Origin of the sequence: Catenibacterium sp. AM22-6LB, assembly GCF_003435615.1 — a bacterium.
Classification (GTDB): domain Bacteria; phylum Bacillota_I; class Bacilli_A; order Erysipelotrichales; family Coprobacillaceae; genus Catenibacterium; species Catenibacterium mitsuoka_A.
Genome location: NZ_QTUM01000011.1, coordinates 1 through 22,910, shown reverse-complemented (window position 1 = coordinate 22,910; position 22,910 = coordinate 1). Strand labels below are relative to the sequence as shown.

Sequence of the window (22,910 nt, the reverse complement as noted above, 5' to 3'; positions counted from 1 at the left end):
TGGAAAATGAAAGAGAAAGGAGATGTGCTTATGCCACAATTAAATAAAGGCGGAAAATTCGTATTTGGACTATCTTTGATACATGATGATTTAACCGTTCAATTTCCAACGCAAGCACTTGAAGAATATCAAGTGCTAAATGATGATAAAATCATTATCTTTACAGGAAGTAAGGTTACGGGTGGGTTTTGCGTAACGACATATCCTCTATTATCTAAGTCAAAATTAAGTCATATTTTACATGAGTGTCCACAGTTAGAAAAACAGTCTATTCCACGAGGAACATTGGTTACATATAAAGGACGGAAATATGCATGGCTTCCTCTAAAGGAAAATGGTAGTATTCAGTTTACATCACAGCTATTAAAACAGTTAAATCTTGATATAGGAAATGAATTGTTGTGTATTAGAAGTAGCGATATTGCATTTACAATGGGGGCAAAAGGTCCACTTCTTGAAAAAGCTCATAACTATAATGGAAATATTGAACGATATTAGCGGGAAGGGATTTACTTATGACAGATTATAAAAAGTTATACAGTATCGAAAAATAAATCCAGTTATTTAGTGATGGCTAGAAAATAAGATTACATGGGGGTATTATTTCTTGTCTGGTCTGTGTTAAACCTTACCCTAACCACAGATTATTGGCAGAACTTAACAATGAAGAAAATCTAATTGTTTCAAGAAAATATATTCCTATTCTAAGAGATAAGATAAGGAGTGGCTATTATGAATAAATTTTTAAGGACATATCTTCCTGCATTTTCTATGGCGTTTACATTTATTATTTTGTATGCAACGATAAGCAATATTATAGCAGGATATTCTAAAGACAGATTTTGTTTTTTTATTTTGCAGGTGTCTGTTTATCTTATGGTGTCAGTGATTGTCGATTGGCTTCTATCATTTATAGATTTTAGCAAATATATATATCACTTTATTGCTGAAATGATTATATTATATCCAATAACCATTGGTGTGGCATTTATAGGTAAATGGTTTGCGTTTAGTGCAATTAACATTACATGGTATTCATGTGTCTATATTTTAATTATGATAGCTATTCATTGCTATTTTTATCATATTTCCAAAAGACAAGCTGATGAAATAAACAATTTTTTAAAATTAAGGAATAAGAGGTAATAGTAATGGGCGATATGACAAAATTTAATAGTGCTATTGAATATTATATATTTAATGTGTTGCTAATGTGTTTACTTATTTCCGAAATATTTATTTTCTTTTATACACGTTCAAAGCAAAATAGAACTGAAAAAATTGACACTAGAGATTTAGGAACGAAATGGTTGTTATATTTAAATTTTGTATTTTGTTTGATAATTAGTTTTCTATGTATCAGTCAAAAAGCTCCATTTTGCATAAGAGAATTGACGTTGCCTGCTTACTTTGCAAAAATTGGTATGTTAATTATAGCAGTCGGGATTTGTATTCGTATAAAAGCTGTTTTAACTTTAAAAAAGGCATTTACATTAAATGTTCAGATTAGTAAAGAACAACAGCTAATAACAAATGGTATGTATAAATTTGTCCGCCACCCTGCCTACACTGGAAGTATTCTGTCATTATTGGGCGTGAGTATTGCGTTAAAGAATATCCCTGCTATATTGATAGTTGCTATTTGTAGCTTTGTTTGCTATCAAATAAGAATAAATGTTGAAGAAGCAGTTTTACAAAAATATTTCAAAGAATATAACTTATATAAAGAAAAAACATATAAACTTTTTCCATATATATATTAAAATTGCTGATGTCTTGGGGATAACTTTAGTAATGGTATTGACTAGTTATTTTTTATGAAAAAATAAAATTTGTAGAATAAATTTGTAAGATTAAGCGAATATGAGAGGAGCTTTTATGAGTAATCAATCGTGGGTGTTTTGCCCTATTTGTAACAATAAGACACGAACCAAAATACGGAACGATACAGAATTGATAAATTTTCCGTTATTCTGTCCGAAGTGCAAGCGGGAAACATTGATTAAAGCAAAGTATCTGAAAGTAACAGTTATTGATAATCGAGATAAACTAAATATTGTATGAAACGGAGATGCTAATTTTGGATTATAAGGAAACGGATTTGAATTTTTTATATGATGATTTATCAAGAGAATACGGGAAAAAACAAGCTGAGTTGCTTTATTCTTTAATGTGTCAAAAATATACCGACCTATGTAAATATGAAATAAGATTTGAAAATGACGAGATGAACGAGCATATTTTTAACAGAATACTACCAACAATAGGTGTATATATAACCCTCATAGAAAACGGTTTTACCAAAGAAAAAGCACTTGCGGTTGCTCATGAAGAAATACAACGCAATGCTAACTATAAAGCAAAAGAAAATACCAAGCTTACAAAAATGCCTTTTACATATAGTTTGTTCAAGATGTTTGCTAAATCACACATGAAGAAAAAATATCCAATAGAAGGTTTTACGGTGAAATGGAGAAGATATGATTACAAAGAAATCCATTTTGACATAGTTCGCTGTATTTATAAAGAAATGTGTGAAAAATATTGTTGTCCCGAATTGTGCACGGTGTTTTGCCAGAGTGATGTAACTGCCTTTGCAGGATATAAACCCAAAATTAGATTTGAAAGGTTAGGAACAATCGGGGAAGGCGCTAATTGTTGCGATTTCCATTTTATTCGCGGAAAGTAAAAAAATACAAATCATCAAAGAGCCAGACGCAAAGACGCAGAGCCGATAATTTGTAAGTTATTGTAACTTATAGATTGTCGGCTCTTATTTGTTACCTGCGGAGCAGATCAACAAATAAATGTTGAAGAATCTGTATAGAAAAACAGAGAAAATAAGAAGTAAATCACTTCTTATCCTCTCTGCTGTTCAAGATACCGTCAATCGTACCTTGAATGATTTTTAATTCGTTATCAGTCAATAAATCAAGTGACGAATCTATCTGACGGCGGGCTGTATTTTTTTCAACATTCTTCGCTGGATAGAAATACTCGTCAACAGATATATTGAACATGGTAACTAAATCATGGAATAACTGAAAGCTAGGGTGTTTTCCGATATTTTCAATATCTGCGATATGACGTTCTCCGTAAAAGACTTTATCGCCTAAATCATTTCTGGAAAGCCCTGCTTTTTCTCTGGCTTCTCTGATTGCCAGTCCTAAAGGACGAAAATCAAAGCTGTGAGTATCTTTCTTTTTTCTCATTTTTAATCACCTAGCATGAGTTTATACTTCATGTTATGTGATTAGAATGTGTTAAAAACTCATATTATATGCACTGTAAATTCAAGTAAAAATATTACCTCGTTCGGTAAATAAAAAAAACCGTTCTGTGGGTAATCTCTTTTATAATGTCCAAAAATATAGGGACGGTTTTGGTATAACCAGAGCTGTCCTTTTTCTATTTTCACAGGCTTGCTCTGGTCAAGGAGCAATTTGTGATTCTAAGTAAAACAGGCAGTCTATACCGACAACCGAATTTATTTTCTCTTTTTCTTAGTATATCATCAGCCCTTGAACATGAATTAAAAACTCATATATCAGGTGTTTTAAAAACAGTCTATTTGTTATTGGTGCAAATAGGCTGTTTTCATATTTTCAAAAAGTTTTTCAATTCTGCAACAAATCACACCCTGCCGTACAGATATGGTGCGGAAAGAGGGATACATACTTTTCACTTCATAGCGAAAGGGGGTGTGATTTTGAAACCATCAGACTTCCAAAAAACAATACAGTGTCAGTTTGACTGTAAGCTCAAAAAGGTTGTGAAAGGCATTGTCCGTAACTACCGCAAGGAATTAGCTAGACGACAGGCAAAGGAAGTATCCTTTTGTGAGCTTCCAGAGATTGTTGTTGAGAAATTGATTGTATGGGACGATTACGAAAGTGAATATACAACATTCGATGTGTGCGGTACAGAAATCCGTGTACTTGATGAAGAACTTGCAGAAGCACTGAAACAGTTGCCGGAGCAGAGCCGAAACATTGTATTGATGTTTTTCTTCTTGGATATGAGCGATTCGGAGATAGGCGAAAAACTGAACATCAACCGAAGCACATCATACAGGCACAGAAGAAATTCACTTGAAGAAATCAGAAAGCAGTTAAAGGAGAAGAAAACAAATGAAGAATAAGCAACACAAACTTCCATCATTTTTTCTCATATCATCAGCCGTGGACGGTAACGAAAACGCCATAGAAAAGCTGTTGCTGTTCTATGAAGCCTACATATCAAAATGCTGTTTACGCCCGTTTTACGATGAATACGGCAACGTATACATTGTGGTTGATATGGAATTAAAGGGGCGTATCAGAGAAGCCCTTTTAAAAATGATATGTGAATTTGAAATAGACGAACATTAAGTAATATTTGAGCGGAGCATGATTTAATAAACTCCCCTCTTTCCTGTTCCGCTTTTTCTTATCATTCTGTATCAGTCCATTTGTAAAAATGAATTGATACAGGCTGACAAGAGCCTAACAGTTCTTTGACAAGTGAATAAAGCAGTCAGATACGTTTGTGCTTGCAGTGAGCCATCAGAGGTTGTACGCCGTGACTTTTCCAATCGGGAGATAGCGATTCATGCAATGATCTGGGAGCGACCGTTGGAAAAGTCGTTCTGCCATGACCTGCAACACAGGATAATGATACACCCGTATGACACGGTTCAGCCCACAGGAATGGGAATGGTTGAGATACCAGCGGAGCTTGCCGAAGCCGTCTGATTGCTTGTAAAAAGCACATGGTAAAGGAGAGTGATACTTTTACTGGTGTGCAGAAAATGACGATAATACAGGTCGGTAAAAGGAGGACTGACAGATGAACAAAACAAAAGAAAGACCAACCTCACAGCCGATAACGGTAAATATAGATAAATTATCTGCAATGTTATCTTGTGGTCATGCTACTGCAAGAAAGATTGGAGAACAGGCAGGAGCAAAAATTGTGATTGGACGTAGGGTTCTTTATTCGGTAGAAAAAGTTAAAAATTACCTCTCATATCTGGAAGAATAACACCCTTTTTCATTTATGTTTCTTGTGATATATGGTATAATATTTATAGACATAACCACGTCATGAGAACAAAAAAGGGGGCTATTACAGAAAGGAATGTTTCTCATGGCAAATAGCAGAAAAGACCATAAAGGAAGAAAATTAAGAGAGGGCGAAAGCTGGCGTAAAGATGGTAGATACAGTTACCGTTATACAGATATAAGAAGCGGAAAACGTCTGACAGTATATGCAAAGGATTTACCGGAATTAAGGGAAAAGGAAAAGCAGATTGCAAAAGACTTGGAAGATAACATTTTAACTGATGGAGCAATCAAAAAACTTACTCTTAATAAATTGTTTGAAAGATATATGTCCACTAGGGAGCTGAAAGAATCTACTAGAGCAAATTATCTGAAAACATGGGAGAATCGTGTCAAAGACGAAATTGGAAACATCAAGGTTGTTCAGATTTTACCATCACACATCAAATCGTTTTACTCAAAACTTTCTAAAGCAGGATACGCATATTCTACAATAAAATTTATTAACAATATGATTTATCCGGCACTGGAAATGGCTGTTGATGATGATATTATCCGCAAGAATCCGGCAAAGTTTTCTATCAGTGATTATGGTAGACAGGCAGAAGAACGTATTGCCTTAACAGTTTTACAACAGGAAAAAATGCTGGAATTTGTGAAAAATAATCAAGTATACAACACCTACTATCCAATGCTCAGAATCATGTTAGGAACTGGTGTAAGGTGCGGAGAACTGATTGGATTGACTTGGGAAGATGTAGATGTCAGAACAAAAGCGGTAAGTATTGACCATCAGTTGATTTATAAAGATTTAGGAGATGGCTATAAATTCCATATTTCCACGCCAAAGACGGATTCTGGAATCCGAACTATCCCTATGACATCAGATGTACAAAGAGCATTTGAAGAACAAAAGAAATTAAACTTTATGCTTCAAAAAGGAAAAGATGTTGAGATAGACGGTTATAAAGGATTCATTTTCATGGCAAAGTCCGGCAGACCACTCATGCCTAATGCGATAAACAATATCTTATATAATATTGTAGACGCATATAACAAAAAAGAAGTTCAAATTGCAAAAACTGAACATAGAAATGCTGAATTGTTACCAAAGGTATCTGCTCACATTATGCGACATACGGCTTGTACCAGAATGGCAGAAAAGAGAATAGACGTAAAAGTTCTTCAATATATTATGGGACACGCCCACATAGATGTAACAATGGACGTATATAACCATGTAAGTGAGATGTCCAGAATTGAGAGTGAAATCACAAGGCTAGAAAGCGTAGCAATTAGCTGACACCAAAAATAAAAAATTGGTGTCAAAATGGTGTCAAACCAAGAAAAAGTGATGATTATAAGGAAGAAAAAGTGTTGCAAACCTCGTAAAATCAAGGTTTGCAAAAAAAATCTCAAAAAATTAGCACTCACCTATTGACAGTGCTAATAAAAGTGATATACTAACATTAGCACAAGAGAAAGAAGAGTGCTAAAGGAGTGATTGCGATGAATGGTGAAAAATGGACAGAAGCAATGCAGGAAGCATTTGGACGTGCAGCTCAGAATGCGTTAGCTCTTAATCAACAGATTGTTGATGTTGAACATCTCATGTATGCATTATTAGAAGATAGTTCTGGTATTTTCTATAGAGTACTAACAAAACTTAATATCTCTATCCCAGAAGTACAGGATTTATTAAATGCGGAGATCAATAAGAAGCCAAGCGTTGGGCAGGTGACTCAGGATCAGCTTCGCTTAAGCTATGATCTCAATAGCTGGATTGCGAATGCTGAAAGAATTAAGACAGAATATAAAGATGACTATATGAGTGTAGAACATCTTATTATTGCATTATTTAATACGCAAAGCACCTTTATTAAAAACTTTGTATCTCGTTATAATTTAAATAAAAAAGAAGTTGAAAAAGTAATTAAGGAAATGAGAGGAGGACATAAAGTGGATACTCCAAACCCAGAAAATAATTATGAAGTATTAGAAAAGTATGGACGTGATCTTGTCAAGGATGTAAAAGATGGCAAGATTGATCCAGTTATTGGTCGTGATGAAGAAATTAGACGTGTTATTCAGATCTTATCACGTAAAACAAAGAATAACCCAATTTTGATTGGTGAACCAGGTGTAGGTAAAACAGCGATTGTAGAAGGACTTGCTTGGCGTATAGTTAAGAACGATGTGCCTGAAACATTAAAAGATAAAACTTTATTTGAACTTGATTTAGGTTCACTTGTGGCAGGTGCTAAATATCGTGGTGAATTTGAAGAAAGATTAAAAGCTGTCTTAAATGAAATTAAGAAGTCTGAAGGACAAATCATTATGTTTATTGATGAAATCCATCAGTTAGTAGGTGCAGGCAAGACAGATGGTGCTATGGATGCGGCCAACTTATTAAAACCAATGTTAGCACGTGGTGAATTACATTGTATTGGTGCAACAACATTGGATGAATATCGTCAGTATATTGAAAAGGATGCAGCCTTAGAAAGACGTTTCCAGAAGGTATTGGTACAAGAACCTGATATTGATGATACAATTGCGATTCTAAGAGGTTTAAAGGAACCATTTGAATCTCATCATGGTGTTCAGATCCAAGATAGTGCAATTATCGCAGCGGCTCATATGAGTGATCGTTATATTACAGATCGTTTCTTACCAGATAAGGCAATTGACCTCATTGATGAAGCATGTGCTTCAGTACGTATGGAAATTGATTCTATGCCTGAAGAACTAGATACAATTACTCGTGATAAGAATCGTCTAGAAATGGAAAGAATCTCTATTGAAAAAGAAGATTCAACTGAAGATAACGAAAAAAGACTAGAAGAAATCAAAGAAAAAATTGCTTCTTTAAATGAAAAAATCGCTGGATTAACTGAACAATGGAAATCAGAAAAGTCTCAGGTGGATCATATCAAGGATTTAAAGAACCAAAAAGTACGTTTAGAAACACAGATGGCACAGTTTGAATCTCAGGGTAACCTAGAAGAAGCCTCTAAAATTAAATACCAGACTATTCCTGCTATTAATAAAGAAATAGAAGAATATCAGGCTAAAGAAAATGATGATGCTTTATTACAGGAAAAGGTCACTGTAGATACTATTTCTGAAGTTATCTCTAGATGGACTAATATTCCAGTTTCTAAGCTAATAGAATCAGAAAAAGAAAAACTATTACATCTAGAAGATATTATGAAGAAGAGAGTTATTGGTCAGGATGAAGCAATTACTAAGGTCACTGATGCAATACTAAGAAGCCGTGCTGGTATCAATGATGAGAATAGACCTATTGGTTCATTCTTGTTCCTAGGTCCTACTGGTGTAGGTAAGACAGAAGTGGCTAAGACACTTGCTGAACAGCTCTTTGATAGTGAAAAGAATATCGTACGTATCGATATGAGTGAATATATGGAGAAATATAGTGTCTCTCGTTTATTAGGTGCTCCTCCAGGATATGTAGGCTATGAAGAAGGTGGACAGTTAACTGAAGCTGTGAGACGTGCTCCATATAGTATTGTTTTATTAGATGAAATTGAAAAAGCTCATCCAGATGTCTTCAATATCTTATTACAGATCCTAGATGATGGTCGTTTAACAGATTCTAAGGGTAATGTAGTCAGCTTCAAGAATACAATTATCATTATGACTTCTAATATTGGTTCTCAGTACTTGTTACAGGGTAACAATGAAGAAACACGTAAAGAAGTAGATAATGAATTAAAGATGCACTTCAAACCTGAATTCTTAAACCGTATTGATGAAATCGTTATGTTCAACTCACTTGATTCAAGTGTTGTTTATAAGATTATTGACAAGTTTATTCATGAACTTGAAGGTCGTCTAGAAGAGAAGAAGATTACTCTAGAAGTTACTGATGCAGCTGAAAACAGAATTGCACAAGATGCGTTTGATGCCACATTTGGTGCACGTCCAATCAAGCGTTATATTCAGTCACATATTGAAACAATGCTTGCAAGAGAAATAATCAAAGGTACAATTCATGCCAACAGTCATGTAGTCATTGACTATGATAATGGATTTATAGCTAGAGAAGCATAAGTTGTTTGAAAGAAGATAGAACCCCCTCTATCTTCTTTTTCTTTTCATTGTTTCATAAAAATGTTAGAATGCTAGAGGAGAGAGATGATTATGCAGAGATATTTTATTAAAAATAATTATAGACAAAATGACATCATTATCACTGATGATTCTATGTATAAGCATATTACTAAAGTAATGCGTATGGAAAAGGGTGAACATGTCATTTGTATTGATGAAGACAAGCATGTTTACTTATGTGAAATCATCGATACAAAGCAGGGTTTACTACAAATTAAAGAAGAACTTCAGGAAGATAATGAATTAGATGTTGAAGTAACACTTGTTTATGGTTTACCAAAGAGTGATAAATTTGAATTTGTGATTCAAAAAGCAACAGAACTAGGTGTGACACGTATAGTTCCTTTGCGTGCTTCTAGAAGTATAGTGAAAATGGATGAAGGACGTTTCAACAAGAAGAAGGAACGTTTTGTACGTATCGCTCAGGAAGCAAGTGAACAATGTCATAGACAGATTGTTCCTGAGATTACACCTCCTATTCAATTATCACAATTAAAGGATTATTTATCTGAAGTGAATGTTGTGGCATATGAGGAAGAAAGTAAGAATGGAGAACATCATGCTTTCACAAAAGCACTCAATGGCCTTCATACATCTATTACTATTATAGTAGGACCAGAGGGTGGTTTTGATCTTCAGGAAGTAGAAAAGATGCAGTCAATGGGTGTTGTGCCATGCTCTATTGGTAATCGTATTTTAAGAAGTGAGACAGCACCCTTATATATGCTTAGTGTTATAGGGTATAGAAGAGAATTGGGGGATTAATATGAACTTTATTGCAGTCATTAATAAATACAGCAGGGATATAAAATACAATAAAACAAACTTATATCATTATTGTGAAGAACATAAAAAAGAATTAGAAGACTTGAATATTCGTTTTAAAGTTAAATCAGAAATTGAATTATTCAATATGGAAATCCTTTTGCGTGCACTAGATGTAAAAGAAGCAATTGAAGGTTCCTATAATCTTTTTGCGTCAGGTCATTATGATATGTTTGAATATATTACCTATGAAGAAAAAAGAAAAATGTTTAATAATGATTTAAAGAATGTATTAGAAACACTCCCTCATTTTTATGATGAAGAAAGTTCAAGAGATATTTATATTCCTATCTATTCTCCTGATATCAATAATTGGTATATCAATGATTATCAGATTCTCTTATTAAAGCAACATGCAGAATATGTGAAGAATCAGCCAATTACACTAGATACTGCTTTTAGATATTATGGACCAGTTGTATTTGATACACCTTTTTCCAGTTTAGAAAAAGTATATGAAAATGAATCCCATATTGCCTATTATTATGAAGAATTGGGCACTATCTATTTGTTTGTGAAAGAAGACTATTCACTGATTTGTCGTATTGTGATTGGTGATGATAATCGTCATTCTAACAGGGTATCTATTGAAGATGCAAAAGAATTAGTAGTTTATTATGAACATGGTGAATATACACAGTTCATAGAATACATGTATAATCATCAATTAATTAGTGATCGTACATATAAGAAATTAATAAAGAAAGTGAAGTGAGACAATGGCAACAGTTGCTTTTCATACTTTAGGCTGTAAAGTAAACAGCTACGAATCAGAAGCGATGTTAGAAATATTCAAGAAAAGAGGGTATGACAATATCGACTTTGAATCTCCTGCAGATGTATATGTTATTAATACATGTACTGTCACAAATACAGGGGACTCTAAATCAAGACAGATGATCCGTAAGGCACATCGTACTAATCCTGATGCAGTCATCTGTGTAGTGGGATGCTATTCACAGGTAGCAAGTGAAGAAATCACAGAAATAGAAGGTGTTTCTGTAGTACTTGGGACACAACATCGTGCTTCTATTGTAGACTTTGTAGAAGAATATAAGATGACACATAAACAAATTGTGAAAATAGAAAATGTTATGAAGGTCTCTCGTTTTGAAGACTTAAGTATTCATGCATTTGAAAATAAAACAAGAGCTTTCCTAAAAATCCAGGATGGATGTAATAATTTCTGTACATATTGTATTATCCCTTATGCACGTGGTGGAGTTCGTTCTCGTCCTAAAGAAGATGTTTTAAGACAGGCTCAGGAACTTGTAGATAGAGGGTTTGTAGAAATCGTCTTAACTGGTATTCATACAGCAGGTTATGGTGTGGATTTAGACAATTATTCTTTCTATGATCTATTAGTAGACTTAACAACTAAAATTAAGGGATTAAAGAGATTACGTATTTCTTCTATTGAAATGAGTCAGGTGAGTGATGAAATCATTGAACTTATTGGTAGAAGTCCTATTATCGTAGATCATTTACATATTCCTATTCAGTCTGGGACAGATTCTATTCTAAGAAGAATGGCAAGACATTATAATACAGCTGAATTTGAAAAGAAATATTTTGAACTTAAAGAAGCGTTACCAGGTATCTCTATTACTACAGATGTCATTGTAGGATTCCCTGGAGAAACAGAAGAAGACTTCGTTGATACATATAACTGGATTAAGAAACTTCATTTCAATCAATTGCATGTTTTCCCTTATTCAAGAAGAAAGGGAACACCAGCAGATAGAATGCCTAGTCAGGTGCCAGGAGATGTCAAAAAAGACCGTGTTAGAAGACTATTGCAGCTTTCTGATGAATTAAAAACTGAATTCGCATTATCTGAAATGAATAAGGAACTCGAAGTACTTATTGAAGAAGAAAAGGATGGCCACATGGTTGGACATGCCTCTAATTACTTAAAGGTTCTTGTTGCAGATGATTCTCTAAAAGAAGGACATATTTATAAAGTAAAGGTAACAGATCATCGAGGTTATGATTTAATCGGGGTGGTTTCTAGTGAAGAAGCTTAATGAGCTTTTTAAAGTTGAAAGTGATATAAAGATTGAATCTATTCATAGCGATTCCCGTTATGTAAGAAAGGATTCTATCTTCTTTTGTATTGAAGGTCTTGTGACAGATGGTCATAAATATGTCGATGATGCCATCTTCCAAGGTGCTAAATGTATTGTTCATTCTAAGCCGTTACGTCGTTATTATCAGGGCATTGTTTATATTCAGGTATCAGATGTCTTAGATGAACTCAATCGTGTGGCAGATCTCTTCTATGATCATCCTTCCTATAAGATGACAGGAATAGGTGTTACAGGAACAAGTGGTAAAACAGTCGTAGCTCGTGTTGTCGCAAGACTACTAGGACGTTATTTAAAGATGGGCTATGTAGGTAACAACGGAATAGAATATGGACCTACAATGATGCAGATGACTGGCACTACACCAGATCCTATCTGTTTACATCGTAACTTCTATAACATGGTTAAAGAGAATGTGAAGGGCTTTACTCTAGAAGTCTCTTCTCATGGCTTAGCTTTAAAGCGTGTTGATTCAGTTAATTTCAGTATTGCGGTATTTACAAATGCCTATGAAGAACATATGGACTTTCATGGAACTGTAGATAACCTGATGACATCTTATGTTAAACTCTTTAGATTGCTTAAAGAAGGTGGTTATGCCATTCTTAATGCAGATGAAGTACGTTTTAATCATTATCTAACTACTAACTATAAGGATATGGCGGATCATGCTAAAATATTAACCTATGGTATTCATCATAAAGCAGATATTATGGCACGTGAGATTGAATATTATATAGATCATTCAGCATTTAATATCTATATTAAAAATCATTACTATCATGTAGAAGTTCCTATTATTGCACCATTTAATATATCTAACACTCTTGCAATATTGACAACTCTTTATGCCTTAGAAATGACACCGGATGAAATCGTGAATGCGATTAAATATATTCAGCCGGTAGAAGGTAGAATGGAAGTAGTCCCTGTTAAACAGCCTTTCCATATTATTGTTGACTATTGTCAGCATGCACATAACTTTGAAGAAGTATTCAAGTTTGTCCATAGTGTTAAAGGAAATGGTCATTTAATTGCGGTATTTGGTGCACCAGGACGTAAAGATATCCATAAAAGAAGTAAGATAGGTGCACTTGCTAATAAGTATTGTGATTATGTCATATTGACAGAACAGGATGAAAGAGACGATGATATCGAAGGCATCTGTTCACAGATTCAAGAACAGATTGTTGATCCTATTTCAGTGATTATTACTGATCGTCGTTATGCCATCCAGCAGGCAATAGATGCAGCCTGTCCAGGTGATGTTATTTTGATTTTAGGAAAAGGTCATGAACAGTTTATGACATCACTAGTGGGTAATACACCTTATCCTGGAGATAAATTCATTGCTCAGGAATATGCGAAAAAACTTTATAATGAACAATTAGAAGATGATATGTAAAACTTGAAAAATAAAAGTTAAAAAAGGCTTGCATTATTAAAAATCATTGTGTATAATCATATTCGAATTTAGCGGTAAAGGGGGGAAAGTTCAATGGCAAAGACAGTAGTAAGAGAAAATGAATCTTTAGATGATGCTTTACGTCGTTTTAAGAGACAAGTTTCTAGAACAGGAACCCTTGCTGAAGCTCGTAAAAGAGAATTCTATGTTAAACCTGGTTTAAAGAGAAAAATGAAATCAGAAGCAGCTAGAAAGAACCAGAAGAAACGTCGTAGATAAGATTTATTTTTAGAAGAGTCATCTGACTCTTCTTTTTTTCAATGAAAGGATGATTTTATGGAAAAAGTGATTCAGTTAAGTGATTATAGCTTAGATGCCATTCAATTGTTGTGTGGCCCAAGTGATGAAAATATCGCTTTATTGGAAGATGAATTTGAGAATGCAATCAATGTCCGTGGTACAGATATTTATTTAGATCATAGTGATTCTGTATTAGAAAAGGTGATTCAGGTACTTGCTAAACTTACTAAAAAGGATGTACGTATTTCTAAAAGAGATGTGGTGTATGCAATCAAGTTAGGACGTAATGGTAAGCTTGATGAAATGGATTCTCTATTTGATATTCATATTGCCCGTACAAGTCATGGCAAGATCATATATCCTAAGACAATGGGACAGCTAGAATACTATCATTCTTTAAAAGATCATGATGTGGTATTTGCGATTGGTCCAGCGGGTACAGGTAAAACATACTTATCTGTAGTGTTTGCTGTACAGGCATTAAAGAATCATGAAGTACAAAAAATCATTCTCACTAGACCGGCTGTAGAAGCAGGAGAAAACTTAGGGTTCCTTCCTGGAGACCTTAAAGAAAAGATTGACCCTTACTTAAGACCTCTTTATGATGCACTCTATGATATGTTAGGTGCAGAAAATACAGAGAAATTAATTGAGAAGGGCATTATTGAAATAGCACCACTTGCTTATATGCGTGGGCGTACACTAGAAGATGCTTATGTTATTTTAGATGAAGCACAAAATACAACAGACAATCAGATGAAAATGTTCCTTACACGTTTAGGTTTTAACTCTAAGATGTGTATTACAGGGGATATTACTCAGATTGACTTACCTAAACAGACAACAAATGGTCTTAAACATGCTATGAAGATCTTAGATGGTGTCAAAGGTATTTCCTTTGTTTACTTAACAGCACTTGATGTAGTACGTCATCCAGTTGTTGCTAGAATCATTGAAAAATATGACATGAACAAATAAGACTGATTATTTCTAATCAGCCTTCATAATATTTCAATATCTTTTTATGGGCAGTAGGAATAGTTAATTCCTCCTGCTTATTTTTTGTATAGAAGTCAATAGAACGAATATCAGCTTTAAATACATATACATGCATATACCATGTACGATGAGTAAATACATGCTTAAAATCCTTTAAATGCGATAATACCTCTAAGTATATCCCATAATCTTCTTTAAATGCTTCTATAAAGGAATAAGGACTCTCTACTTCATATTGAGGAAGTAAATACATATTTTCTAGCAGCCCATTTTTATTTTTAATAAGCATCACTTCATCATCATATACTACAATACCTGTAATATAAGATAAGCTTTTCTTATTTACTTTTTTTATATTAATAGGTAGTACGTCTTGCTTATTTGTCAAATAGGCTCTGCATTCCTTTTGGAGTGGACATTCATTACAATGAGGGTGAACAGGTAAACATACCGCATTCGCAAAATCCATAATCCCTTGATTGATCTTTGCTGAATCATAACCAATAACTAGTTGATTACCTATATTTGTAATTGTCTTCACAGTCTTATTTAACGCAATATTCTCTTCTATCGCATATAATCTACTCAATACTCTTAAGGCATTCCCATCTACCGCAATATAAGGCTTATGATACGCAAAACTCATAATAGCACTTGCAGTATAGGGTCCTACACCAATAAGCGCGAGAATGTCTTTATACTCCGTAGGGAATGTATCTTTCATCAGATTAGCACTCTTATGAAGATGCAATGCACGACGATAATAACCTAACCCTTCCCAATACTTATAGACTTCTTTTATTGTTGCATTCGCAAGTGTTTCTATATCCGGAAATCTCTCAATAAAACGTTTATAATAGGGAATCACTGCAGTGACAGTCGTCTGTTGCAGCATAATCTCACTTACCCATATCTTATAAGGGTCTTTAATATCTCTAAAAGGAAGATTACGTTTATTAACTTCATACCACTTTATTAACTTTTCTTGTATACTCATATAAATCACCATGAGCCATTATATAATATGTGTGTATTTTTGTCTTTGAATATGCTAGAATATATGTACAAACTAATTCGTATTAGGAGGTCAATAGTATGAAACTGATAATTGCGATTGTGAATAATGATGACAGTTCAACTGTCCAGAGCGCTTTAACTGAAGGTGGATTCTTTGTTACAAAGCTTGCTACTTCAGGAGGTTTCTTAAAGAAAGGGAATACTACATTCTTTGTAGGAACAAATGATGATAAGGTAGATAGCGCTATTGAAATCATTAAGGCCAATGCAAAGAAACGTGTAGAAAAGGAACCTACAGTACCACCTACTGAAATGGGTGAATTCTTTACACCAATCATGGTAGATGTACTTGTTGGTGGGGCAACAGTATTTGTAGTTGACGTTGATCGTTTTGAGAAAATCTAATAATTGAGAAAAAAAGGATGGTCAAACCATCCTTTTTACTTTAAGATATCAACAGGTGATATAAATGAATGAAAATTTTGAATATAAGATTGCAACAAAAGAAGATATAGACGCAATTGTTCAGTTTCTTGCGAAAGATTATTATGAAACATCAAGAGCTTTAAAAGATCCCTGCAAGATGATCTTTTTAGCCTACAGTGGAGAAGTGATTATAGGAATATTAGAACTCTTAGATCTTTCTAATATATCTTTTGTTTATGTATCAGAAGATTATCAGGATACTCTTGTACAAGAAGAACTACTTGAACTTGCTGAAAGATTTGTTACAAAAGAATTAACTGCTTATACAGATGAAGAACATGTATCTTTCTTTAAGCAGCATGATTATAGTGTAGATGTAGAATCGAATGGTCGTTATTTATTGAAGAAGACAATCCCTGTTCTTCCTCGTTTTAGAGATTATGATCAGGTTTTAGCGTTTATTGAAGCGCAAAAGGATCGAGTTTATTCTCTCACAAACTTTAAGAACTTTATGTATGATTTCTATGATCCTCAAACTAAATTAACATGTGTTCATATTGGCGGTACAAACGGGAAAGGTTCTACAACTAACTATACAAAAGAAGTATTAAAATGTGCAGGCTATAAGGTAGGTACATTTACTTCTCCTGCTTTAGTAAATCGTTTAGATATTATTCGTGTTAATGATAAACCAATTGATGAAGCGACTATTGTAAGATATGCGAATCGTTATATGGATGATTGGATGGCTTATGAACTTTCTAAGTTTGAAATAGAAGTATTTATCGCAGTCATGTATTTTATTGAACAGGGTGTAGATATTGCCTTATTTGAAGTAGGGCTTGGTGGGACACTGGATGCCACTAATATCATTTCACCAATACTTACAGTTAATACAAATATTGGTTTAGATCATATAAACTTCTTAGGAAATACATATGCGAGTATTGCGAGAAGTAAAGCAGGAATCATTAAACGTGGTATTCCTTATATGACGGCAGAAAGAAGACCAGAATGCTTAGATGTCTTCTATGAAGAAGCTCATAAGCATCATTCTTATGTTATAGAAATAAGAAAACCTAAACGTGTCTATTATGGTGCTTCTATTTCTTATGATTATCATGGATATCATATATCTTTATCTACTTCAGCGCATTATCAGGTTACTAACAGTGCACTTGCGATTAATATATTAGAATATATTAGAAAAGAATTCCCATTTAAGGATGCAGATCTAGAAAAAGGTATGCATGATGCAGTATGGGAAGGACGTTTTGAAACAATTCATCAAAATCCTTTAATCATCCTAGATGGTGCACATAATAGAGAAGGAATGGATGCCTTCTTTGAGAGTGCCCGTGATTTTAGTGATATTAAAATCATCTTTTCCGCACTAGGAGATAAGGATACTCATCATATGTTAGAAACATTATTATCTTTATCAAAGGATATTACTGTTACTCAGTTTGATCATCCTCGTCGTGCAACTGCCAAAGCTCTTGCAGAAGACTTCCCAGTGAAGATTGATGAAGACTGGAAGCATGCAGTAGATGAGGCTTATAGTCATAAAGGTGTTGTATTTATTACAGGTTCTCTCTATTTTATTTCTAAAGTGAGACAATATATCTTATCTAAATAATGAAGAAATTTATTAAATATAAATGGCCCGATGAGGTTATTCATGCATTAGGTGATATGGGAATGATTGCACCTGGAATAATCCAGAAGCAATCGTATAGACTTATTGAGAAGAGTCAATCATTTATCTTAAATGTTGACTCTTCCAAAGATCGTCTGTTATCCATTATTCCACCCTTACTTGCATCTATGATTCATGAAGAGAAAACACAGATTATCTTGCTTGGGCATAAAGAAGAGTTGTTATCATCTTCTTTTGACATGAAAGAATATAATAAATACACACAATATCGTTTTATTACATCTTATCCTGGTACCAATACATTTGAAGAATGCCAGACAATTTATAAGGGTATTGACATACTCTTTACTACGCCTTCTAAGCTATTAGAATATATGAGAAGACAAGTGATAGACACTAACTTCGTCTCATATCTCATTTATCAGGATTCTCATAGCTTTTCTAGTGAAGAAATAAGAGAAATAAAGGAAATCAAGAAACATCTTCCTTTAGACTGTTCAAGTATTCTTTATGGACTTCATCATCATGAGTTCTTAAAGAAAAATATTCATACTACATTGCATGTTGATTCTTCTAAGGTAGAATGTACACATTTCTTATGTCATGATGATTATTTCAATACAGAAAAGAAACAGGTTATATTTGTAGAAAGCTATGAAGATATTCTTTATTATGCTGAAAAACTGAATGTCAATCTTGTGATTCATCAATTTATGAATCATGCATCTCAGTATCGCATCATGCATGAGTTTAATAAAAAGGGTGGTCTTTTGATCGTATCTGATATAGCTTCACGCTATTTATCTTTGCATTGTGACACAGTGATTCATCTAGGCACTACTCATATAGACCAATACATGTCTCATTTATCCCGTGTTTTAGGTGTGAAGCATTCCTATATCTATGATACTCATATCACTAAGAAACAGCTTGAAGGAGTTGTTATTACTATTTCAAAAGAGGATTATGAGACAAAACATCATCTTCTTTATGAAACAATAACTAAAAATCCAGACATGCTTCAAACATTACAGACTGATCAATTAATCACGATTATCCATCATTTAGCCCTATAGGAGAAAAATGTTGTTATTTTTTTAACAATAATAATTCCCTTATATAGGGCTTTTTTTAAATGTGTAATCAATTACAGAAAAGAAAGCGTTTGCAAGTAAGCCCTTACAAGTGTATAATGAAATAAGTGAAAAGACATAAGGAGGATTTAGTAGTTATGAAAAAATATGTTTACTTATTTAGCGAAGGTAACAAGGATATGCGTAATCTCCTTGGTGGTAAAGGTGCCAACCTTGCTGAAATGACAGGTATCGGTTTACCTGTACCTCAGGGATTCACAGTGACTACAGAAGCTTGTACACAATATTATGAAGACGGAAAAATGATCTCAGTTGATATTAAAGGACAGATCGTTGAACACGTTAAAAAGCTTGAAGAAATCACTGGAAGAACTTTAGGTGATCCAAAGAACCCATTATTAGTATCTGTACGTTCTGGTGCAAGAATCTCAATGCCAGGTATGATGGATACAGTATTAAACTTAGGTTTAAATGATGAAGTAGCTAAGGAATTCGCTGCAACAACTGGAAATGAACGTTTCGTATATGATTCATATCGTCGTTTCATCCAGATGTTCGCTGACGTTGTAATGGGATTCCCAAAATCAGATTTCGAACATAAATTTGATGCAATTAAAGAAGAAAAAGGTGTTGAATTCGATACTGAACTTACTGCCGAAGACTTAAAAGAAGTTGTTGCAGTTTATAAAGAAGCTTATAAAGCACATGCAGGTGTTGATTTCCCTCAGGACCCAATCGAACAGTTATTAGCTGCAGTTGAAGCTGTATTTGGTTCTTGGAATAATGACCGTGCTATCACTTATCGTCGTTTAAATGATATCCCAGGTTCTTGGGGTACAGCTGTAAACGTTCAGCAGATGGTATATGGTAACAGAAGTGATAAGTCAGGTACTGGTGTTGCCTTCACTCGTAACCCAGCAACTGGTGAAAATAAATTATTCGGTGAATATTTAATGAACGCTCAGGGTGAAGACGTTGTTGCTGGTATCAGAACACCTCAGCCAATTGCTACATTAAATGAAGTTATGCCAGAATGTTATGAACAGTTCCAGAAGATCTGCCATATTCTTGAAGATCATTATAAAGATATGCAGGATATGGAATTCACAATTGAAGATGGTAAATTATTCATGTTACAGACTCGTAACGGTAAGAGAACAGCTCAGGCTGCTTTAAAGATTGCTGTTGACATGGTTGATGAAGGCATGATTAATGAACAAGAAGCATTATTAAAGGTTGAACCAAAACAGTTAGACCAGTTATTACATCCAAACTTCGATAAAGAAGACTACAAGGCTGCAAAGGCTGTTGCTACAGGTTTAGCTGCTTCTCCAGGTGCTGCTACTGGACATATCTACTTCACAGCTGAAGATGTTCAGGAAGCTCATGCTAATGGTGTACAGGATATGATCCTTGTACGTAATGAAACTTCTCCAGAAGATATCGAAGGTATGAACTTAGCTAAAGGTATCTTAACTGTACGTGGTGGTATGACATCTCATGCAGCAGTAGTTGCTCGTGGTATGGGTACTTGCTGTGTTGCTGGTTGTGGTGTATTAAGAGTTTCTGAAGATAAGAAGACATTAACATTACCAGATGGTACAGTATTAACTGAAGGTGATTATGTATCATTAAATGGTTCTACTGGTGAAGTATTTGCTCAGAAGATCAAGACTGTTCCTGCTGCAATTAGTGGTGATTTTGAAACATTCATGGCTTGGGCTGATAAAGAAAGAAAATTATTAGTAAGAACTAATGCGGATACTCCAAGAGATGCTAAACAGGCTGCTACATTTGGTGCTGAAGGTATCGGATTATGCCGTACTGAACATATGTTCTTCGAAGAAGAAAGAATCTTCAACTTCAGAAGAATGATTACTGCAGAAGATGTAGAAACTCGTAAGGAAGCATTAGAAAAGATTCTTCCATACCAGAGAGGAGACTTTGAAGAATTATTCAAAGCTATGGATGGATATAGTGTTAATATCCGTTTCTTAGATCCACCTCTACATGAATTCTTACCTCATACTGATGAAGAAATCAAACCATTAGCTGAAAGCTTAGGTATGACTTTCGAAGCATTAAAGGAAAGAGTAGAATCATTAAAAGAATTTAACCCAATGATGGGTCACAGAGGATGCCGTCTTGCTGTTACTTATCCAGAAATCGCTGAAATGCAGACAAGAGCTGTCATTGAAGCTGCAATCAACGTAACTAAGGAAACAGGACATACAGTTACTCCAGAAATCATGATCCCATTAGTTGGTGATGTAAAAGAATTAAAGTATGTTAAGAATGTAGTTGTTAAGACTGCTGATAAGTTAATTGCTGAAAGCGGATTAGATATGAAATATGAAGTTGGTACTATGATTGAAATTCCAAGAGCTGCAATCACAGCTGATAAGATTGCAACTGAAGCTGAATTCTTCTCATTTGGTACTAATGACTTAACTCAGATGACATTCGGTTTCTCAAGAGATGATGCTGCTAAGTTCTTAGGCGATTACTATTCTAAGAATATCTATGAACATGATCCATTCGCTACTGTTGACCAGGAAGGCGTTGGTGAATTAATGAAGATTGCATCTGAAAAGGGAAGATCAACTCGTCCTGATATCAGACTTGGTATCTGTGGTGAACATGGTGGTGATCCAAAGACAGTAGAATTCTGCCATAAGATTGGATTAACTTATGTATCTTGCTCACCTTACCGTGTACCAATCGCTAGACTTGCTGCTGCTCAGGCTGCTGTAAAAGAAAAAATGGGTATTTTGTAATAACTACTTATCCTTTCACTAGGCCGTTCTTATGAACGGCCACTTTTTTATACCAAAATTATATGATATAATGACATGTAAGAAGGAATATAAGAACATGAAATTACAACTAACATTAAACAGTCTTGCCTTAATATTATGCTGTGGTGATTTGATTCCAAGTTCCACGCAGCCTATAAGTACACAAGAGTGGCAGGAAATAGAGAAAAAATCAAAATCAGCCCATAAAGAACCAAGTATGATTACAGGGATGAGTATTGATACATTAACCCAGATTATAGGTTTAGATGAATTTACAGCTCATAAGATAGAAAAGAGACAAAAGCTCTTACCAGATCTTTTTTATGCACTGCAGAATCTAGAAAACCAGGATATTGGTGTCACAACTATCTACGAAGAAGATTATCCTGCAAGTCTAAGAGTATTAGGAACTAAGATGCCTTTAGTCATTAGCTATATAGGTGATTTATCTTTAAGTTATGGTGTTAATATATCAGTTGCTGGTCCACAGATGATGAACAAGACAATGCGTCATGTCACTAAAGAAATTATGAAAAAAATTTCAAAGGAAGGCTATACAGTAGTTGTTGGTGGTTCTAAGGGTGTAGAAGAGCTGGCCTTAAGAACACAGCTAACTAATAACGGGAATGCGGTATTATTTGTCGCAGATCATATGTTCGATAAGATTAGACTGTATTCTAAATATATTAAACAGAATAAATTAGTTATTATGACTGCCAATGATCCATATGCTTTATTTGATGTTACTCATGCATTAGATAAGAATCTTTATATTTGTGGTATGGTCTTTGCACAGATAGTAACAGGTACGCATATTGGTAGTGGCCCTGTCTGGTTTACTTCTATTCAGAATATCCATTCTCATTGGACAAGACAGCTTGTTTATGAAACATTGGATTATAGTGGTAATATTAGACTTATTGAAATGGGAGAAGCCCATTTTACTGATGAAGATTTAAAATCAGAAGTTACTTTAGCTGAAATATTAGATAATCATGAGACAGTTATTAAGAAGGATGATCCAAGTATTGATCAAATGACAATATTTGAATTCATAGAGGATAAGTGTGAAACAAAAATCAATCAAAACGTATAAAAAAAGACGAACTTAAAAACAAGT

23 protein-coding genes are annotated in these 22,910 nt (G+C 34.2%); 21 read left to right on the top strand and 2 right to left on the bottom strand.

The features are described 5' to 3' along the window. Window positions 1-30 precede the first annotated feature (30 nt). The 5 genes from DW269_RS04100 to DW269_RS04080 all read left to right on the top strand — a co-directional run bounded on the left by DW269_RS04100 (window position 31) and on the right by DW269_RS04080 (window position 2,689). Window positions 31-498: a hypothetical protein gene (locus tag DW269_RS04100; RefSeq protein WP_055158613.1), complete on the top strand. Its 468-nt coding sequence runs from the start codon at window positions 31-33 to the stop codon at window positions 496-498. Between the two features lie 234 nt (window positions 499-732). Continuing rightward, entirely contained in the window at window positions 733-1,146 is a 414-nt protein-coding gene (locus DW269_RS04095) for a hypothetical protein (protein WP_117458673.1), read from the top strand. Between the two features lie 5 nt (window positions 1,147-1,151). Then, on the top strand, window positions 1,152-1,763 hold the full coding sequence (locus tag DW269_RS04090; RefSeq protein WP_055158668.1) for an isoprenylcysteine carboxylmethyltransferase family protein: 612 nt from the start codon (window positions 1,152-1,154) through the stop codon (window positions 1,761-1,763). A gap of 115 nt (window positions 1,764-1,878) precedes the next feature. Further along, the gene (locus tag DW269_RS04085) at window positions 1,879-2,064 is read left to right on the top strand and encodes a cysteine-rich KTR domain-containing protein (RefSeq protein ID WP_117458672.1); all 186 of its coding nucleotides are present in this window, start codon (window positions 1,879-1,881) and stop codon (window positions 2,062-2,064) included. 16 nt (window positions 2,065-2,080) lie between these two features. Further along, window positions 2,081-2,689 carry an L-2-amino-thiazoline-4-carboxylic acid hydrolase gene (locus DW269_RS04080; RefSeq protein WP_158546304.1) on the top strand — a complete coding sequence of 203 codons (609 nt, stop codon included), beginning with the start codon at window positions 2,081-2,083 and terminating at the stop codon, window positions 2,687-2,689. Between the two features lie 163 nt (window positions 2,690-2,852). On the opposite strand, the gene DW269_RS04075 is transcribed toward DW269_RS04080, so the two are convergent. Next, window positions 2,853-3,212: a helix-turn-helix transcriptional regulator gene (locus DW269_RS04075; protein ID WP_117458671.1), complete on the bottom strand. Its 360-nt coding sequence runs from the start codon at window positions 3,210-3,212 to the stop codon at window positions 2,853-2,855. Between the two features lie 497 nt (window positions 3,213-3,709). Here DW269_RS04075 and DW269_RS04070 point away from each other — a divergent pair, with 497 nt between their 5' ends. The 11 genes from DW269_RS04070 to DW269_RS04015 all read left to right on the top strand — a co-directional run bounded on the left by DW269_RS04070 (window position 3,710) and on the right by DW269_RS04015 (window position 14,774). After that, complete coding sequence (locus DW269_RS04070; RefSeq protein ID WP_044925118.1) at window positions 3,710-4,141, top strand: RNA polymerase sigma factor; 432 nt, start codon at window positions 3,710-3,712, stop codon at window positions 4,139-4,141. Next, a complete protein-coding gene (locus tag DW269_RS04065) occupies window positions 4,131-4,370 on the top strand; it encodes a helix-turn-helix domain-containing protein (RefSeq protein ID WP_117458670.1) in 240 nt (79 codons plus the stop codon). Before DW269_RS04070 ends, DW269_RS04065 begins: the two co-directional genes overlap by 11 nt. Window positions 4,371-4,827: 457 nt before the next feature. Beyond that, window positions 4,828-5,022, top strand: coding sequence for a hypothetical protein (locus tag DW269_RS04055; RefSeq protein ID WP_005423220.1), 195 nt, complete (start codon window positions 4,828-4,830; stop codon window positions 5,020-5,022). A 105-nt stretch (window positions 5,023-5,127) separates the two neighbouring features. Next, complete coding sequence (locus DW269_RS04050) at window positions 5,128-6,345, top strand: tyrosine-type recombinase/integrase (RefSeq protein WP_117458669.1); 1,218 nt, start codon at window positions 5,128-5,130, stop codon at window positions 6,343-6,345. A 206-nt stretch (window positions 6,346-6,551) separates the two neighbouring features. Continuing rightward, window positions 6,552-9,119: an ATP-dependent chaperone ClpB gene (gene clpB / locus DW269_RS04045; RefSeq protein WP_117458668.1), complete on the top strand. Its 2,568-nt coding sequence runs from the start codon at window positions 6,552-6,554 to the stop codon at window positions 9,117-9,119. A 90-nt stretch (window positions 9,120-9,209) separates the two neighbouring features. Further along, on the top strand, window positions 9,210-9,944 hold the full coding sequence (locus DW269_RS04040) for a 16S rRNA (uracil(1498)-N(3))-methyltransferase (RefSeq protein WP_117458667.1): 735 nt from the start codon (window positions 9,210-9,212) through the stop codon (window positions 9,942-9,944). A gap of 1 nt (window position 9,945) precedes the next feature. Then, the gene (locus tag DW269_RS04035; protein ID WP_117458666.1) at window positions 9,946-10,719 is read left to right on the top strand and encodes a hypothetical protein; all 774 of its coding nucleotides are present in this window, start codon (window positions 9,946-9,948) and stop codon (window positions 10,717-10,719) included. Between the two features lie 4 nt (window positions 10,720-10,723). Next, on the top strand, window positions 10,724-12,031 hold the full coding sequence (mtaB, locus tag DW269_RS04030; RefSeq protein ID WP_117458665.1) for a tRNA (N(6)-L-threonylcarbamoyladenosine(37)-C(2))-methylthiotransferase MtaB: 1,308 nt from the start codon (window positions 10,724-10,726) through the stop codon (window positions 12,029-12,031). After that, the gene (locus DW269_RS04025) at window positions 12,018-13,496 is read left to right on the top strand and encodes a UDP-N-acetylmuramoyl-L-alanyl-D-glutamate--2,6-diaminopimelate ligase (RefSeq protein ID WP_117458664.1); all 1,479 of its coding nucleotides are present in this window, start codon (window positions 12,018-12,020) and stop codon (window positions 13,494-13,496) included. Before mtaB ends, DW269_RS04025 begins: the two co-directional genes overlap by 14 nt. A gap of 93 nt (window positions 13,497-13,589) precedes the next feature. After that, a complete protein-coding gene (gene rpsU, locus DW269_RS04020) occupies window positions 13,590-13,775 on the top strand; it encodes a 30S ribosomal protein S21 (protein WP_006505139.1) in 186 nt (61 codons plus the stop codon). Between the two features lie 57 nt (window positions 13,776-13,832). Continuing rightward, window positions 13,833-14,774, top strand: coding sequence for a PhoH family protein (locus DW269_RS04015; RefSeq protein ID WP_117458663.1), 942 nt, complete (start codon window positions 13,833-13,835; stop codon window positions 14,772-14,774). A 16-nt stretch (window positions 14,775-14,790) separates the two neighbouring features. On the opposite strand, the gene DW269_RS04010 is transcribed toward DW269_RS04015, so the two are convergent. Then, a complete protein-coding gene (locus tag DW269_RS04010; protein WP_117458662.1) occupies window positions 14,791-15,792 on the bottom strand; it encodes an A/G-specific adenine glycosylase in 1,002 nt (333 codons plus the stop codon). A gap of 98 nt (window positions 15,793-15,890) precedes the next feature. On the opposite strand from DW269_RS04010, the gene DW269_RS04005 reads away from it, so the two are divergent. The 5 genes from DW269_RS04005 (at window position 15,891) to DW269_RS03985 (ending at window position 22,886) form a co-directional block, all read left to right on the top strand. After that, complete coding sequence (locus DW269_RS04005; protein ID WP_117458661.1) at window positions 15,891-16,217, top strand: cyclic-di-AMP receptor; 327 nt, start codon at window positions 15,891-15,893, stop codon at window positions 16,215-16,217. A 64-nt stretch (window positions 16,218-16,281) separates the two neighbouring features. Further along, complete coding sequence (locus DW269_RS04000) at window positions 16,282-17,877, top strand: glutamate ligase domain-containing protein (protein WP_117458660.1); 1,596 nt, start codon at window positions 16,282-16,284, stop codon at window positions 17,875-17,877. Beyond that, entirely contained in the window at window positions 17,877-18,974 is a 1,098-nt protein-coding gene (locus tag DW269_RS03995) for a DEAD/DEAH box helicase (RefSeq protein ID WP_117458659.1), read from the top strand. The genes DW269_RS04000 and DW269_RS03995 overlap by 1 nt, the downstream gene beginning before the upstream one ends. A gap of 155 nt (window positions 18,975-19,129) precedes the next feature. Further along, a complete protein-coding gene (gene ppdK / locus DW269_RS03990) occupies window positions 19,130-21,769 on the top strand; it encodes a pyruvate, phosphate dikinase (RefSeq protein ID WP_117458658.1) in 2,640 nt (879 codons plus the stop codon). A 97-nt stretch (window positions 21,770-21,866) separates the two neighbouring features. After that, complete coding sequence (locus DW269_RS03985) at window positions 21,867-22,886, top strand: DNA-processing protein DprA (protein WP_158546303.1); 1,020 nt, start codon at window positions 21,867-21,869, stop codon at window positions 22,884-22,886. Window positions 22,887-22,910 lie beyond the last annotated feature (24 nt).

Excerpts from the sequence above, each read along its gene's own strand:
- DW269_RS04100 (WP_055158613.1), top strand. The coding sequence starts at position 31 with ATGCCACAATTAAATAAAGGCGGAAAATTCGTATTTGGACTATCTTTG.
- DW269_RS04095 (WP_117458673.1), top strand. The coding sequence starts at position 733 with ATGAATAAATTTTTAAGGACATATCTTCCTGCATTTTCTATGGCGTTT.
- DW269_RS04090 (WP_055158668.1), top strand. The coding sequence starts at position 1,152 with ATGGGCGATATGACAAAATTTAATAGTGCTATTGAATATTATATATTT.
- DW269_RS04085 (WP_117458672.1), top strand. The coding sequence starts at position 1,879 with ATGAGTAATCAATCGTGGGTGTTTTGCCCTATTTGTAACAATAAGACA.
- DW269_RS04075 (WP_117458671.1), bottom strand. The coding sequence starts at position 3,212 with ATGAGAAAAAAGAAAGATACTCACAGCTTTGATTTTCGTCCTTTAGGA.
- DW269_RS04065 (WP_117458670.1), top strand. The coding sequence starts at position 4,131 with ATGAAGAATAAGCAACACAAACTTCCATCATTTTTTCTCATATCATCA.
- DW269_RS04055 (WP_005423220.1), top strand. The coding sequence starts at position 4,828 with ATGAACAAAACAAAAGAAAGACCAACCTCACAGCCGATAACGGTAAAT.
- DW269_RS04050 (WP_117458669.1), top strand. The coding sequence starts at position 5,128 with ATGGCAAATAGCAGAAAAGACCATAAAGGAAGAAAATTAAGAGAGGGC.
- clpB (WP_117458668.1), top strand. The coding sequence starts at position 6,552 with ATGAATGGTGAAAAATGGACAGAAGCAATGCAGGAAGCATTTGGACGT.
- DW269_RS04040 (WP_117458667.1), top strand. The coding sequence starts at position 9,210 with ATGCAGAGATATTTTATTAAAAATAATTATAGACAAAATGACATCATT.
- DW269_RS04035 (WP_117458666.1), top strand. The coding sequence starts at position 9,946 with ATGAACTTTATTGCAGTCATTAATAAATACAGCAGGGATATAAAATAC.
- mtaB (WP_117458665.1), top strand. The coding sequence starts at position 10,724 with ATGGCAACAGTTGCTTTTCATACTTTAGGCTGTAAAGTAAACAGCTAC.
- rpsU (WP_006505139.1), top strand. The coding sequence starts at position 13,590 with ATGGCAAAGACAGTAGTAAGAGAAAATGAATCTTTAGATGATGCTTTA.
- DW269_RS04015 (WP_117458663.1), top strand. The coding sequence starts at position 13,833 with ATGGAAAAAGTGATTCAGTTAAGTGATTATAGCTTAGATGCCATTCAA.
- DW269_RS04010 (WP_117458662.1), bottom strand. The coding sequence starts at position 15,792 with ATGAGTATACAAGAAAAGTTAATAAAGTGGTATGAAGTTAATAAACGT.
- DW269_RS04005 (WP_117458661.1), top strand. The coding sequence starts at position 15,891 with ATGAAACTGATAATTGCGATTGTGAATAATGATGACAGTTCAACTGTC.
- DW269_RS04000 (WP_117458660.1), top strand. The coding sequence starts at position 16,282 with ATGAATGAAAATTTTGAATATAAGATTGCAACAAAAGAAGATATAGAC.
- DW269_RS03995 (WP_117458659.1), top strand. The coding sequence starts at position 17,877 with ATGAAGAAATTTATTAAATATAAATGGCCCGATGAGGTTATTCATGCA.
- ppdK (WP_117458658.1), top strand. The coding sequence starts at position 19,130 with ATGAAAAAATATGTTTACTTATTTAGCGAAGGTAACAAGGATATGCGT.
- DW269_RS03985 (WP_158546303.1), top strand. The coding sequence starts at position 21,867 with ATGAAATTACAACTAACATTAAACAGTCTTGCCTTAATATTATGCTGT.